The sequence below is a fragment of the Flavobacterium sp. TS_SC_5 genome (assembly GCF_056156265.1).
In genome coordinates this window covers 2,748,156-2,763,674 of record NZ_CM149588.1, presented here as the reverse complement: position 1 = coordinate 2,763,674, position 15,519 = coordinate 2,748,156, and the positions used below count along the sequence as shown (strand labels likewise).

10 protein-coding genes are annotated in these 15,519 nt (G+C 34.3%); 6 read left to right on the top strand and 4 right to left on the bottom strand.

The window, feature by feature from the left end; all coding sequences use genetic code 11:
* Positions 1-119: 119 nt before the first annotated feature.
* Positions 120-1,409 (top strand): DEAD/DEAH box helicase, encoded by a 1,290-nt coding sequence (locus tag AC0J6S_RS11890; RefSeq protein WP_474954005.1) that lies wholly within the window; start codon positions 120-122, stop codon positions 1,407-1,409.
* Between the two features lie 489 nt (positions 1,410-1,898).
* Positions 1,899-2,801, top strand: a complete 903-nt coding sequence (locus AC0J6S_RS11885) for a hypothetical protein (protein WP_474954004.1) — start codon at positions 1,899-1,901, stop codon at positions 2,799-2,801.
* A 381-nt stretch (positions 2,802-3,182) separates the two neighbouring features.
* Here the strand turns inward: AC0J6S_RS11885 and AC0J6S_RS11880 are convergent, their stop codons facing one another.
* The 3 genes from AC0J6S_RS11880 to AC0J6S_RS11870 form a co-directional block, all read right to left on the bottom strand.
* Positions 3,183-3,701 (bottom strand): pseudouridine synthase, encoded by a 519-nt coding sequence (locus tag AC0J6S_RS11880; protein WP_474956359.1) that lies wholly within the window; start codon positions 3,699-3,701, stop codon positions 3,183-3,185.
* A gap of 154 nt (positions 3,702-3,855) precedes the next feature.
* On the bottom strand, positions 3,856-4,554 hold the full coding sequence (locus AC0J6S_RS11875) for a pseudouridine synthase (RefSeq protein WP_474954003.1): 699 nt from the start codon (positions 4,552-4,554) through the stop codon (positions 3,856-3,858).
* 294 nt (positions 4,555-4,848) lie between these two features.
* Positions 4,849-6,384 (bottom strand): YifB family Mg chelatase-like AAA ATPase, encoded by a 1,536-nt coding sequence (locus AC0J6S_RS11870; protein ID WP_196854383.1) that lies wholly within the window; start codon positions 6,382-6,384, stop codon positions 4,849-4,851.
* 235 nt (positions 6,385-6,619) lie between these two features.
* Between AC0J6S_RS11870 and AC0J6S_RS11865 the strand changes: the two genes are divergently transcribed.
* From AC0J6S_RS11865 to AC0J6S_RS11850, 4 genes are all read left to right on the top strand, one after another.
* Positions 6,620-9,610 carry an amidohydrolase family protein gene (locus AC0J6S_RS11865; protein ID WP_474954002.1) on the top strand — a complete coding sequence of 997 codons (2,991 nt, stop codon included), beginning with the start codon at positions 6,620-6,622 and terminating at the stop codon, positions 9,608-9,610.
* 70 nt (positions 9,611-9,680) lie between these two features.
* Positions 9,681-10,988, top strand: coding sequence for an amidohydrolase family protein (locus AC0J6S_RS11860; protein WP_474954001.1), 1,308 nt, complete (start codon positions 9,681-9,683; stop codon positions 10,986-10,988).
* A 9-nt stretch (positions 10,989-10,997) separates the two neighbouring features.
* Entirely contained in the window at positions 10,998-11,375 is a 378-nt protein-coding gene (locus AC0J6S_RS11855) for a PH domain-containing protein (RefSeq protein ID WP_474954000.1), read from the top strand.
* Between the two features lie 327 nt (positions 11,376-11,702).
* Entirely contained in the window at positions 11,703-13,019 is a 1,317-nt protein-coding gene (locus AC0J6S_RS11850; protein ID WP_474953999.1) for an ammonium transporter, read from the top strand.
* A gap of 246 nt (positions 13,020-13,265) precedes the next feature.
* Here AC0J6S_RS11850 and AC0J6S_RS11845 read toward each other — a convergent pair whose 3' ends face one another.
* Positions 13,266-15,113 (bottom strand): CocE/NonD family hydrolase, encoded by a 1,848-nt coding sequence (locus AC0J6S_RS11845; RefSeq protein ID WP_474953998.1) that lies wholly within the window; start codon positions 15,111-15,113, stop codon positions 13,266-13,268.
* Positions 15,114-15,519: the final 406 nt, after the last annotated feature.

The window sequence follows — 15,519 nt, the reverse complement described above, 5'->3', positions numbered from 1 at the left end:
TTTGTGCTTACATTTAAACAAATCGCGGCAATCAAAAGCACATCGGAAAATTAACTGTACCTTTGCGCCCAATTAAAAAAGTAACCTAAACAATAGTGTTTACTTTATAAACACCATTTATGTCATTTAACTCATTAGGTTTATCTGATGCTTTACTAAAAGCCATCAGCAAAAAAGGGTACACAACTCCCTCTCCAATACAACAAAAAGCAATTCCCCCAATATTAGAAGGTAAAGATGTTTTGGCATCTGCACAAACAGGAACAGGAAAAACAGCCGGTTTTACACTACCTATTTTACAAATATTATCACAAGGTCAACAATTGCGACAAAGACCTATTCGCGCCTTAATATTGACACCAACAAGAGAATTAGCCGCGCAAATATTAGCCAACATCAAGGAATACAGTGTATTTTTAGACTTAAAAAGCACCGTTATTTTTGGTGGTGTAAATCAGAATCCTCAGGTAACACAATTGCGTCAGGGTGTCGATATTTTAGTCGCCACTCCAGGTCGATTAATCGATTTGCAAAACCAAGGTTTAATATCACTTGCAAAAGTTGAAATCTTAGTTTTAGATGAAGCAGACCGTATGCTGGACATGGGTTTCGTGCGTGACATTGAGCGCATTATAAAAGTATTGCCAACAAAAAGACAAAACTTAATGTTTTCGGCAACCTTCTCAACAGACATTAAGAAATTGGCGATGGGCATTTTGCACCATCCCGTTCATGTAGAAGCAACCCCGGAAAACACAACTGTGGATGCTATTACTCAAATAATATATCCTGTTGCCAAAGAGAAAAAAACTGAATTAATAATTAAATTGATTACCGAAGGAAACTGGAAACAGATTTTGGTTTTCACCCGTACCAAACAAGGTGCTAATAAACTGACGGAAAGCATGATTAGTGCCGGAATCAAAGCAGCAGCCATTCACGGAAATAAAGGTCAGGGCGCACGAACCAAAGCCTTGGCGGGTTTCAAAGACGGAAGCCTGACCGCATTAGTCGCTACCGATATTGCTGCCAGAGGTCTGGATATTCCATTGTTACCGCATGTGGTCAATTTTGAATTGCCTAACATTCCTGAAGATTACGTTCACAGAATTGGTCGTACAGGAAGAGCTGGTGCTAATGGTGAAGCTATTTCGTTATTCAGTCCGGATGAAACGGTCTTTTTGCGTGATATCGAAAAATTAGTTGGTTTGAAATTGCCTAAAGAAAATATCAAAGGTTTCGAACCCGATCCTAACGCTTCCAAAGAACCAATTAAACAAGGGCAAGGAAGACAACAACGCGATTCAACTCCGCGTAAACCAAAAACAGACACTACAAACCGTACCAGCAACAACAGTTTCGGTCCAAGACGTCCGAGTCAAAATAATGACAGACGTTCTAACAGATAATAAATTTTATTCTTTTTTAGGAGCAGAACGATTTCGTTTTTTTAGAACGTATTTCCCGCTATACATTACAAACCTTCTTAGGGCTGAACAGCAGCTCTAAGAAGGTTTTTCATTTCAAACGTAGTTCACTGAACTCCTCTTAAAATAAAAGCTAAGTGAAGTAATCGGGGCTATTGAGAGCGTTTTTACTTTCATAATACCATTTTGCAAATTTATATTATGAATCTACAATAGCTAGATGATTTGTAAGAAAAAATGAATATATTTGAAATAAATAGTATGACCGCTGTCATACATATCTACACTAAATCGGGTGGCTTTGTATGATTTTTTGAGACATACTAAGCAAACCACGTAAAATTTAAAAATGATAGTAAAAACGACAAGAAAGGAAAATGTTTTATCAATAATACTTTTACAAAGTGTTGGATTTAAACTGTTTCCAAAAAAAATTGATAATTGCAATTCTTTTGAATATTTTCTATAAAAATGAAAAAGAAAAGTATTTTAAAATTGGGAATTTTTATTTTAGTAATTCTTTCCACTTCATCATATATTTATACCATAAAAGAAATGTCAAACAGAGGTTATTCAACTTCTGAAAATATGATTTATCGAGGAATAATCTGTTTATCAATTGGAATAATTGTATCAAAAATAAAAGGATATAAACTCATTCCTCAAAATAAGAAAACTCAAATTTTTCGTTTTTTCACAAGTGGTTTTGCTTCTTATTTTTATACAGCTTCATTTGCTTTTCTAAACGCATCAACCATTGCATTACTAGGACAATTAGACATTCCTTTTTTATTGGTTTTGGTTGCATTATTCTCTAATCACAGCGAAAATAAAAAATCTAGTTTGCAATTTTGGTTATCTATTTGGACGATAATTATAGTGAGTTATATTACTTTTTCCGGTAATTTTTATAATGAAAACTCAATGGGTTATATTTATGCATTTACAAGTATTATTTTAATAGCATTGGGTTATATTTTTATGAAAAACTCTGCTGGAAAAGAAAATATTATAGTACTAAGTAATGTATTTAGTTTGAGTAATTTAGTATTTGGTCTAGTGTTATTATATATAAATGGAGAGAACCTTCATTTTGATTTTAAAGATATATGGATATTTGTTTTGTATGCTTTGAGTCAGTTTGGAATTTATATTCTTTCAATACAACTATACAAATGGTATAATATAGAACGAGCCAGATTACCTTATGTACTTGCAACTTTTACAATATATTTTTTAGAAATTGTATTAGGAAAAAGAGAGTTTGAATTCAAACAGTTTTTATTATTACTTATAATTACAGGAATGATAGTAACTATAATTATGAACCCAAAAACAATTGAAACAAAACATAATTTTATTGATAAAACCTAAAAATACGGCAAGAGCCCCGCTTAAGCCTGTGTCCCGTTCGTGTACACTAATAAAAGTAAATCACTATAAATTTGTAATAGGCACGAGCGGGACGCTCGCGCTAGCAATCGCAGTATCGATTTTCGCAGAGGTTAAAAATCTGTAATCAAAAATCTGAAATCTATTCTTCTTTATACTGAAAACCCCGCTACGCAAAGTCTCTGACTTTGAGTTTTTAATTTAAATATTCTTAAAAATCGAAAACGATATAAAAGTCTCCTGACTTTTTCCCTAAATGTCTCAAGAATTAATCAAAAATCTGAAATCTGCTCTTCTTTATACTGAAAACTTTTGTTTCCAAAAACAACAATAATGTAAAGTATTACTTTACAAATTAGTATTCTATTCATAGGTATTCAAATCCAGATTAAGAATAGTACCTACTCTGCTAAACTCTTCATTAATCTTTGCATTCAAGATAAGTGGTTCATTTGTTATTGGATGATTAAAAATTAACTGATGCGCATGAAGCATCATTCCTTTCAGTTCAAAATGCTCCAACCATAATTTATTTTGTTTATTACAACCATGTGGTCGGCTTCCTAAAATGGGATGAAAAATATGTTTAAAATGTTTTCGTAATTGATGCATACGTCCCGTTTCAGGAATCGCTTCTACCAAACAATATCGTGACGTTGGTTTATTGTTAAATTCTAACTCAATTTCGGTAGATTGCAATCGATGAAAGTAGGTTATTGCATTTTGTATAATGCCATCATCGTTGGTTAAATCGTAATCAATCGTTAGTTCTTCGGGTGACCAACCACGTAAAATGGCTAAATATTTTTTTTCGACTTCGCGTGTGGCAAAACGATCAGCCGCTACGCAAAGTCTCTGACTTTGAGTTTTTAATTTAAATATTCTTAAAAATCGAAAACGATATAAAAGTCTCCTGACTTTTTCCCTAAATGTCTCAAGAATTAATAAAAAATCTGAAATCTGCTCTTCTTTATACTGAAAACTGTTGTTTACAAATACAACAATAATTTAAGGCAATACTTTACAAATTAGTATTCTATTCATAGGTATTCAAATCCAGATTAAGAATAGTACCTACTCTGCTAAACTCTTCATTAATCTTTGCATTCAAGATAAGTGGTTCATTTGTTATTGGATGATTAAAAATTAACTGATGCGCATGAAGCATCATTCCTTTCAGTTCAAAATGCTCCAACCATAATTTATTTTGTTTATTACAACCATGTGGTCGGCTTCCTAAAATGGGATGAAAAATATGTTTAAAATGTTTTCGTAATTGATGCATACGTCCCGTTTCAGGAATCGCTTCTACCAAACAATATCGTGACGTTGGTTTATTGTTAAATTCTAACTCAATTTCGGTAGATTGCAATCGATGAAAGTAGGTTATTGCATTTTGTATAATGCCATCATCGTTGGTTAAATCGTAATCAATCGTTAGTTCTTCGGGTGACCAACCACGTAAAATGGCTAAATATTTTTTTTCGACTTCGCGTGTGGCAAAACGATCATTCATAATTTTTAAAACATCCTTATCCAACGCAAATAACAAGACACCAGATGTTTTGCGATCTAACCGATGAATAGGATAAACGTGTTGCCCTCCTATTTGATTTCTTAATTCTTGAATCGCATAAACTTTTGCATCTCGCGCGTAAAACGATTTGTGGACTAACAATCCACTTGGTTTATTAATTGCAATAATATATTCGTCGTGGTAAAGAATTTCTAACATATGGCAAAAATAAAAGAGATTTCTATCGAATTCTCTTTTTTGACGTATTTATTTCTATACTTTTCTCTTTTCTCGCTCTAGTGCAATCCTATTCTCAATTTTGCAGCCGTAAAACATCTGAAATCAATTTTAACCCAAACCCAATAGCGCGATTTATAATCCGTGTCCATTCCAATTAAAGCGTAATTGTCCTTCTCATTCCTGCAAGGTCTATTTTTGACCTTGTAGGTATTCTAAATATTTCAAATATACCTACAAGGTTTTGAAAACCTTGCAGGATAATACAGTTAGCCACTACCCCAACCAACCATCACGATCCAAACTTCTATACTGAATCGCTTCGGCAATATGACTGGAAACCACTATTGGAGCGGCATCAAGATCAGCGATTGTTCTGGCTACTTTAAGAATTCGGTCATACGCACGCGCCGAGAGATTCAATCTTTCCATCGCAGTTTTCAATAATTGCTTGGAAACATCGTCCAAGGCACAATATTCCCGAATGTGTTTGGTATTCATTTGTGCATTATAATGGATGTTTTCCATTTGCTCAAAGCGTTCGGTTTGAATTTCTCTTGCAGCAGTTACTCTTTTCCGAATATCAACACTGCTTTCTGCTTTTTGATCATCCGATAATTTTTCGAAAGGAACTGGAGTCACTTCGATGTGAATGTCAATTCTATCCAATAAAGGTCCCGAAATCTTACTCAAATACCGCTGCATTTCGTGTGGTGAAGAAGTTTGTGGCGAATCTGGATCGTTAAAAAAACCACTTGGACTTGGATTCATACTCGCCACCAGCATAAACGAGGACGGATAGGTAACCGTAAATTTAGCTCTGGAAATTGTCACTTCTCGATCTTCCAGCGGTTGACGCATCACTTCGAGAACGTCTCTCTTAAATTCCGGCAACTCATCCAGAAATAAAACACCGTTGTGCGCCATAGAAATTTCACCAGGTTGTGGATAACTTCCTCCTCCGACTAATGCGACATTTGAAATGGTATGATGCGGACTGCGAAACGGACGTTGATTCATCAAACCGACTTCCTTCAATTTTCCGGCAACGCTGTGAATTTTGGTGGTTTCTAGTGCTTCACGCAACGTCATCGGCGGCAAAATACTCGGTAAACGTTTGGCAAGCATGGTCTTACCTGCTCCCGGCGGTCCAATCAAGATAATATTGTGCCCTCCGGCGGCGGCAATTTCCATGCAACGCTTGATACTCTCCTGTCCTTTCACATCCGAGAAATCGAATTCGGGAAAATCTAATGTTTTATAAAATTCAGCTCGCGTGTCTATTGTTGTTGGTTCTAGCGTTCCTTTTCCTTCCAGAAAATCGATTACTTCCTGTACATTTTCAATTCCATAAACATCCAATCCGGCAACAATTGCAGCTTCTTTCACATTTTGTTTTGGAAGAAAAAAACCTTTAAAACCTTCTTCTTTGGCTTTAATGGCAATGGGTAGAGCACCTCGTATCGGCTGAAGGCTGCCATCAAGGGAAAGTTCTCCCATAATGATATATTTATCAACATCTTCTGCATTGATTTGTCCGGAAGCTACCAAAATTCCAATCGTTAAAGTCAGATCATACGCAGAACCTTCTTTGCGCAAATCAGCAGGAGCCATATTGATGGTAATTTTTTTTCCTGGCATGGCATACCCATTATTTTTAAGTGCTGCTGCAATCCGATAACTGCTTTCTTTAATGGCGTTATCCGGCAAGCCAACTAAATGATAACCAATCCCTTTATCAATATTAACTTCCACAGTTATCGTTGTGGCTTCGACTCCAAAAACTGCACTTCCAAAAACTTTAACTAGCATCTGATTTTATTTGATTCTAAAATTAGAGAAAACTTTTCTTATTATTATTATAAATCCTACACAAATTCCAATAAAATAGTGAATAACTAAAATTTCATCAAAATAAACTTCAAATACTACGTATTACAGTCCATTATGGTACATTTTTCGCAAAAACCTAAATGTTAAAATTTAAAAAATTGAAGGTATACTATAAGCATTTTTCTACTTTTAGAAAATAATTAGAAACCACACTATGAAAAAAATCTTACTCCTACTCTTTTTTAGTTTTTTACTGCCAAAAACCTACGCACAGGAATACTTTCCGAATAACGAAAGTGTTCAAAACAAAACCAGCAATTTTACTGCATTTACCAATGCAAAAATCTATGTAACACCAACACAAGTTGTTGAAAAAGGTATATTACTGATTCAAAACGGAAAAGTAATTGGTGTTGGTACTAATATTTCAATTCCTAAAAATTGCACGACAATCAACTTAGAGGGAAGATCCATATATCCTTCTTTTATTGACATTTACACCAGTTTTGGAATCGAAAAACCAAAAGGAATTACCGAAAGAAACCCTTTATACGATACGAAAAGATCCGGTTTTTATTGGAATGAAAGCATTCGTTCCGAAGTGAATGCCTACGAAGCATTTAAATACGACCAAACTAAAGCGGAAGAATTATTGAAAGCCGGATTTGGTGTTGTGGGAACTCACATCCCAGATGGAATTGCCCGCGGATCAGGAACTTTAATCGCTTTGAATAATTTTGAAAAAAAGAGTCAATTGCTATCCGATAAAGTGACCAATCATTTTGCATTTACTAAAAGTGTAACTACAAACCAATCGTATCCAAGTTCATTAATGGGAATGATGGCATTATTACGCCAAATGTATTATGATTTAGACTGGTACAAAAAAGGAAATTCAGCTACCAAAGATTTATCATTAGAAGCCATGGCAAATAATGAAAAGTTAGTGCAAATATTTGCTTCTGAAGACAAATTAAACAGTTTAAGAGCGTCCAAAATTGCGAAAGAATTTGGTTTAAATTATGTTTTAAAAGGAAACGGAAATGAATTTGAACGCATTGAGGAAATCAAAAAAACGAATTCGAATTTTATTATTCCAATCAATTTCCCCGAGGCGTATGATGTTTCCGACCCGAACCAAGCGAACCAAATGGAATTGAAAGATTTGCGTTTTTGGAACCAAGCGCCGACCAACCTTAAAGTTTTATCGGATAATGGAATTGTTTTCGCATTGACGACAGACAAATTAAAGAAGATGGAGGATTTTAGACCCAATCTTTTGAGAGCCATAAAATATGGTTTTGATAAAACAAAAGCGTTAGAAGCATTGACTACCATTCCTGCTGCTCTTTTAGGAAAAAGCAATGAAATGGGAACTTTGAAAACAGGAAGTTTAGCCAATTTTGTGATTACATCCGGAGAAATTTTTGAAGAAAAAACAGTGTTGTACGAAAACTGGGTTCAAGGAAACAAATTTGTTGTCAACGATATTGCAACGAAGGACATCCGTGGAAATTATGATTTAACTATTAACGCTGAAAAATATAAATGGAAAATTGATGGGGAGATTACTGCACCAAAATCAGAAATCACAACAGTAGATTCTAAAAAAATCAAGTCAAAACTGACGATGACAAATAATTGGATTTCGACCGTAATAAAACCTAATGATTCTACTAAAACGAGCTTCACTAGATTAATTGGATACATCGAAGACACACAAAATCTATCTGGAAAAGCAGTTTTATTCAATGGTACTGAAGTGAAATGGTCAGCAGTGAAAACGGCTCCATTTGTAAAAGCGATTGATTCTTCTAAAATTAAAAAAAACAACATGATTATCCCAACAACGTTTCCAAATGTTGCTTTTGGTAACCTGAAGAAACCTACCGCAGAAACAATACTTTTTAAAAATGCTACCGTTTGGACCAATGAAAAAGACGGTATTTTAGAAGAAACAGACGTATTGGTGAAAAACGGAAAAATAGCTTCTGTTGGGAAAAATATTGCTGATGCATCCGCAACAATTGTTGATGCTAAAGGAAAACATTTGACCAGCGGAATTATTGATGAGCACTCGCACATTGCCATTTCCAATGGTGTGAATGAAGGAGGACACAACTCTAGTGCCGAAGTAACGATACAAGATGTTGTGAATTCAGAAGACATTAATATTTATAGAGATTTGGCCGGTGGAGTAACAACATCTCAATTATTGCACGGTTCAGCCAATCCAATCGGTGGACGTTCCGCAATTGTAAAATGGAAATGGGGAGCACCTGCAGAAGAAATGTTATATAAAAACCAACCCGGATTCATCAAATTCGCTTTAGGTGAAAATGTTAAACAATCCAATTGGGGGAATGTAAGCCCTACTCGTTTTCCACAAACCAGAATGGGTGTTGAACAAGTTTTTACTGATTATTTTCAACGTGCCAAAGAATATGACTTAGCTTGGAAAGTATACAATTCTGGCAGTAAAAAAGGAAAAGGAAATGCGCCAAGAGTAGATCTAGAACTACAAACATTAGCCGAAATATTAAACAAAGAACGTTTCATATCTTGTCATTCTTATGTGCAATCTGAAATCTTGATGTTGATGAATGTTGCTGAAAAATTTGATTTCAGAGTGAATACCTATACTCACATTCTTGAAGGTTACAAAGTTGCCGATAAAATGAAAGAACACGGTGTTGGAGCCTCTACTTTCTCGGATTGGTGGGCTTATAAATTTGAAGTGAATGATGCCATTCCTTTCAATGGACCAATAATGCATACTGCCGGAATCGTAGTGGCCTATAACTCTGATGATGCTGAGATGTCTAGAAGATTGAATCAAGAAGCGGCTAAAGCAGTAAAATACGGAAATATTTCTGAAGAAGATGCATGGAAATTTGTGACTTTGAATCCTGCTAAATTATTACATATTGATGATAAAGTAGGAAGCATAAAAGTGGGCAAAGATGCGGACATTGTACTATGGAATGCCAATCCGTTATCAATTTATGCCAAAGCTGAAAAAACCTTAATTGAAGGTGTTGTGTATTACGATGCTCAAAAAGATGAAGCGCAAAGAGTAGCAATTGCTAAAGAAAGAAGTGAGCTAATAGGGCAGTTATTGCAAGAAAAAAATAAAGGCATGACCACGCAAGAACCTAAAAAAACGGAGAAGAAAGAATATCATTGCGATACTTTAGAAGAATAATCTAATGAATTTAAATTTCAAAAACCGTGCTTTTGTAATAAAGCAAAGCAATTCTAAAAAACCTATAAACATGATTAGTAAAAAAATATATCTTTTAATAGTGGCCTTTAGTATATCGATACTAACACAGGCACAACAAACGCCTGCCGCAAAGCAATCAAAATCTGTTTTAATCCTTAATGCTACAGCACACTTGGGTAACGGTGAAATAATCGAGAATAGTGCAATAGGATTTGTGGACGGAAAAATCACTTTGGTTACGGATGCCAGAGTAATCCGATTAGCTGCAGGCACATACGATGTCACAATTGACGCCAGCGGAAAACACGTGTATCCGGGATTTATTGCACCTAACTCAACATTAGGTTTAGTTGAAATTGATGCCGTAAAATCCTCGGATGACGAAGATGAAATTGGAACAATGAATCCAAATGTAAGAAGTATTGTTGCTTATACCGCTGATTCGAAAGTAATAGAAACAGTAAGACCAAACGGTATTTTAATGGCTCAAATAACACCAAGAGGCGGAGTGATTTCTGGATCTTCCTCAATTGTTCAGCTGGATGCTTGGCATTGGAAAGATGCAATTATAAAAGAAAATGACGGAATTCATGTAAATTTCCCATCCACCTTTAAAAGAAGTGGATGGTGGGCAGAACCAGGAAGTATAGAAGCAAATAAAGAATACGCGAAGCAAGTTCTAGAATTATCTGGATTTTTATCTAATGCAAAAGCGTATTTAGGCGATAGTTCGAAAGAGCGAAATTTAGTTTTAGAATCTACAAAAGGTTTGTACGACGGAAGCCAAACGCTATTTATTCATGCCAATGAAGAAAAACAAATCATCGATGCGGTGCAATTTGCCAGAGAAAACGGTATTAAAAAAATGGTGATTGTAGGCGGATATGAAGCGCATAAAACTGCTGAATTATTGCGAAAAAATAACATTGGAGTCTTGCTAAGAAGAGTTCATGACATGCCAGAAAATGATGATCATGATATTGATCTACCATACAAAGCAGCAAAATTATTAACTGAGAAAGGTGTTCTTGTAGGTTTAGAAAATAGCGGTGCCCATGAAAGAATGAATACTAGAAATTTACCATTTTTAGCAGGAACATGTGCTGCTTACGGAATGGACAAAGAAAAAGCGCTGCAACTAATTACATCTAATACTGCTAAAATATTGGGAATTGATGCACAATGTGGTACATTAGAGCAAGGAAAAGATGCTACATTATTTGTTTCTGAAGGCGATGCTTTAGATATGAGAACCAATAAATTAACTAATGCCTTTATCCAAGGGAGAATGATTAGTCTGGAAACACATCAAACAAAGCTGAATGACCGATATAAAACAAAATACAATCAAAAATAAATTAATACAATGGGACTATTTAACGCCATTTTAGGCAATGCATCTGAAGTAAATATTGAAAATGTTTCGAATGAATTTGAGCCTATCTTAATTGATGGAGAAAAAATTGAAAAAGCGTATAAGCTTATTCGTGATATGTTTATTTTCACCAATAAAAGACTGATTTTAGTCGAAAAGCAATTGGTTGGAAGTAAAGTTGATTATATGTCTATTCCCTATTCCAGCATTAAGAAATTCTCTAAAGAAAGTGCCGGAATATTAGATTTGGATGCCGAATTAAAAATTTGGTTAAACAATGATAATAATCCAATTGTGAAACAATTTGGAAAAGGTGGAAACAACATCAATGAGGTTTATAAAATATTAAGCCAACAAACATTGAAATAACCATAACATTTATAATTTAAAGGCACTAATTGCAATCCATGCAATTAGTGCCTTTTTTAGTTTAATCTCTTTTGTCATTACAAAAGACGGCGACAAATCAGAATAGAATTCTTAATTTTTCGGTCATAAGGCAGTTTTAGGCATCAAAACATAACATTCCTTTAACCTAACTTTAACAAATTACAAATTTTATCTTCAAATTATAAAATACCCACAATAAAAAGGGGGTGACATTGTTTAAATCATAAAAATAAAACATTCACTAACTTTTTTAAAGGGGGTTATTGATGATTTTTATATTTTTATCGAAATTTAAAACTAAAAACAATGAGAAAAATTATTTTAAGTGTGATATTAATCACAATCTTGGTATTAACCCTTTTTTCAAATTATTTTCTAACAGATAGCCCTGCTCCGGCAGAAGCTGTAAAATTTGACACTGGCGATACCGCTTGGATGATTGTTGCTACAGCACTTGTATTAATAATGACTCCTGGTTTAGGTTTCTTTTATGGTGGAATGGTAGGAAAAAAAAATGTTATCAGTACCATGCTTCAAAGTTTTATGGCCATGATAATTGTGACCATTTTATGGGTTGTTATCGCTTTTGGATTATCATTTGGTCCTACAATTGGAGGTGTTATAGGAAATCCTATCCCGAATTTATTTTTTCAAGGTGTAGGTACAAATACTGCATGGAGTCTTGCTCCTACAATCCCTTTTATGTTATTTGCTTTATTTCAAGCAAAATTTGCCATCATTACCCCAGCGTTAATTACTGGAGCATTTGCAGAAAGAATTCGTTTTTGGGCATACTTATTATTTATGGTTTTATTCATATTACTTGTTTATACACCTCTAGCGCACATGACTTGGCATCCAGATGGCATTTTCTTTAAAATGGGAGTACTCGATTTCGCAGGTGGAACAGTCGTGCACATGAGTGCTGGATGGGCTGCATTAGCCGGAGCTATTTTTTTAGGAAAAAGAAAAGCACAAAAACCTAATCCTGCCCGTATAACTTATGTATTATTAGGAACTGGTTTATTATGGTTTGGATGGTTTGGTTTCAATGCCGGATCTGCATTAGGTTCTAACGGATTAGCAGTTCAAGCGCTTGGGACTACTACTGTTGCAGCTGCAGCAGCGGGAATGGCTTGGGTATTTCTTGACAAAATTCTAGGTCATAAACTTTCTGCAATGGGAGCTTGTATCGGTGTGGTAGTAGGTTTAGTGGCCATCACTCCTGCCGCAGGATTTGTAAGTATTCCACACGGAATGTTCATAGGAGTTTTTGCTAGTATCGTTAGTAATTTAGTGGTTAGAAGTTTCCACAAAGGAAAAATCGATGATGCTCTAGATGTATTCGCTTGTCATGGTGTGGGCGGAATGGTTGGAATGCTTTTAACTGGAGTATTTGCTTCAAAATCAATCAACTCAGTTGTTGGTGATAATCAAGGATTAATCTTTGGAGATGCCACATTATTTATCAACCAATTAACTGCTTTAATAATTGTTTCCATATTTGCTTTTGTAGGTTCCTATTTCCTTTTCTTTATTGTAAATAAAATTACTCCACTTCGTGTAAGTGAAGAAAAAGAAGAATTAGGTTTAGATATTTCTCAACATGGTGAATTTTTGTAAATCATCTTAACATCAATTAACTCTCTGCACTTCAGAGAGCTTTTTTTGCTCTGCAGTCACTTAAAAAAGGATGATTTTATTCAGTCTGTCCAATTATCTTTAGACAAGAAATAACATCTTTAAGAAACATTTTTTGCCAGACTAGTTTTAGTCAATATCCTTTAAAAACAAAATCCCAATCTTTAAAAAAGATTGGGATTTTGTTTTTAAATATAATCGAATGCTTTAAGCAAGTAAAGAAATTATCTATTTTAAAATAGTAAACTCAATTTTTGAATCATTATAAATTCTATGTGTTTGTTTCTGAAAATCTTCGGGTTTAGCATAAAAAATATTATCAACAAACGTCTGTGGATTCAAATCAATAAAAGGAAACCACGTACTTTGAACTTGAATCTGGATTTTATGTCCTTTTTTGAATGTATGCAAAACATCTTGTAATTTAATATTTACTGCTGTTTTTTCGTTTGCTACAAATGCTTCCGGTTTTGAAAAACTGTTTCTGAAACGCCCTCTCATAACCTCACTGCGTACCATCATGTGATAATTACTCATTTTCAAATAAGGAGCAACATCTTTAGTCTCAGGCTCGTCATTTGGAAAAACGTCAACCACTTTTACAATCCAGTCTGCATCTGTTCCAGTAGTAGAAACTTGTAATTTGGCTAATATTTCTCCTGCTAATGTGGTGTCATCGCGCAATACTTCTGTTTGAAAAACAATCACATCTGGTCTTCTCGCTGCAAAACGCTGATCATCCGTCATGTATTTCCTTGGCGTAAGCCCTGCTTGTTTGATATCTTCAGAATAAGGAACCGGTTTCTTAGGATCACTGATGAATTCTTCAAAAGCAATATTTCGTTTCGCCATTTTTGTCAATTGATTTCCTTGCAAAAAGAAATCTTGTTTTTCAGTATTTTGAGGAGGCCAATTTTCATAGGTCTTCCACTCTTTTCTTCCGGTGTCAAAAACATAGGCTTCAGGTAATTTATTTTCACCTTTACCATTATTCTTTAAGAAATGACGGAAGAAATTAGCTTCTATATTTTTTTGATAATAACCTGAAATACTGTCTCCAAAATTAATATTACCAATCACTTGTTTTGCTGAATTTCTAGCCCAATCACCATGACTCCAAGGTCCCATAACGATTGTATTATAATTTTTGCTGCTTTTTTCTATTGTACTGTATGTATTCAAAGGACCATATAAATCTTCGGCATCAAACCAACCTCCAACGGTCATTACCGCTGGTTTAATATTTTTTAAATGTTGTAAAATACCACGTTTTTGCCAAAAATCATCATAACTGGAATGATCTTTCAGCTGTTGCCAAAACTCATTGTCTTTACCATAATATTTATCTAGATTCGATAATGGTCCTGCATCCAAGAAAAACTGATAATCATCATTTGATCCTGTATTCGTGAATTTATACCAAGGTTCTGTAGTACGCTTTGTTTTTTGTGGACCAAATAATGGCGTCACTTTCCAATAGCTCAATAAGTATGCTCCATTATGATGAAAATCATCAAAAAAGAAATCGGCAATACAAGCTTGAGGTGAAACCGCTTTCAAAGCCGGATGATTGCTCAACAAAGAATACGTAGCGTAAAATCCTGGATATGAAATTCCCCAAGTTCCAACATTTCCGTTGTTATTCGTCACATTTTTGACCAACCAATCTATCGTATCATACGTATCCGAAGCTTCATCGGTATCTTTTTTTCCTTTTTTATTTGGAATAAAACCACGCATATTATCGTATAATCCATCACTCATAAATCTTCCTCGAACATCCTGATATACTACGATATATCCTTCTTTCATCATGGTTTCGCTTGGAGAAATACTTCTTTTGAGCTGACCTTCTCCATATGGACCGGAATTATAAGGCGTCCTTTGCATGATAATCGGGTATTTTTTAGAAACGTCTTTGGGAGTGTAAATTGATGTAAATAATTCTGCACCATCGCGCATCTTTATATGCACTTCTTTTTTAGTGTAATTTTCCGAAACATAATTGGCTTTATTGTCTTGGGCAAACAGAACTGCACCAATAAAAAAAAGAGAAATACTAAGTAGTTTTTTCATGAATTTTTTGAATTAAAATAGTTTTTAAAGATAAAAAATCTCACTGAATATAGTATCCTTATTTCTACTTTTTTAAAATTCACATATAGACTTTGATAAGATGAAAAAATAGCTATTTACGCTCTTTATAATAGCTCATTATTCAACGCTTTCACACCAATAATTTATTCATTTATGTATTCAAATTAGCAACTATTTCTGCCAGATAATCCTTTGTCTTTGCCTTGAATTATTTACAAAAAAAAACCACAAAAGGATCGTTTTTCGTTACAAAAAGTTTATTTTACCCATTTTAAGAGCTGTTTTAAGATAATTTGCCTTATATTTGTAAAATACCAAATTATTTTTTGTGGTTTTTAAAGTCTCTTTTTGTGCACTTTTAACCCAAAATTAAGATCCCTTATTT

What these genes read in the sequence shown, in the direction of transcription:
- AC0J6S_RS11875 (WP_474954003.1), bottom strand. Translation starts at nt 4,554, where the DNA reads ATGTTAGAAATTCTTTACCACGACGAATATATTATTGCAATTAATAAA.
- AC0J6S_RS11850 (WP_474953999.1), top strand. Translation starts at nt 11,703, where the DNA reads ATGAGAAAAATTATTTTAAGTGTGATATTAATCACAATCTTGGTATTA.
- AC0J6S_RS11855 (WP_474954000.1), top strand. Translation starts at nt 10,998, where the DNA reads ATGGGACTATTTAACGCCATTTTAGGCAATGCATCTGAAGTAAATATT.
- AC0J6S_RS11890 (WP_474954005.1), top strand. Translation starts at nt 120, where the DNA reads ATGTCATTTAACTCATTAGGTTTATCTGATGCTTTACTAAAAGCCATC.
- AC0J6S_RS11885 (WP_474954004.1), top strand. Translation starts at nt 1,899, where the DNA reads ATGAAAAAGAAAAGTATTTTAAAATTGGGAATTTTTATTTTAGTAATT.
- AC0J6S_RS11845 (WP_474953998.1), bottom strand. Translation starts at nt 15,113, where the DNA reads ATGAAAAAACTACTTAGTATTTCTCTTTTTTTTATTGGTGCAGTTCTG.
- AC0J6S_RS11860 (WP_474954001.1), top strand. Translation starts at nt 9,681, where the DNA reads ATGATTAGTAAAAAAATATATCTTTTAATAGTGGCCTTTAGTATATCG.
- AC0J6S_RS11865 (WP_474954002.1), top strand. Translation starts at nt 6,620, where the DNA reads ATGAAAAAAATCTTACTCCTACTCTTTTTTAGTTTTTTACTGCCAAAA.
- AC0J6S_RS11870 (WP_196854383.1), bottom strand. Translation starts at nt 6,384, where the DNA reads ATGCTAGTTAAAGTTTTTGGAAGTGCAGTTTTTGGAGTCGAAGCCACA.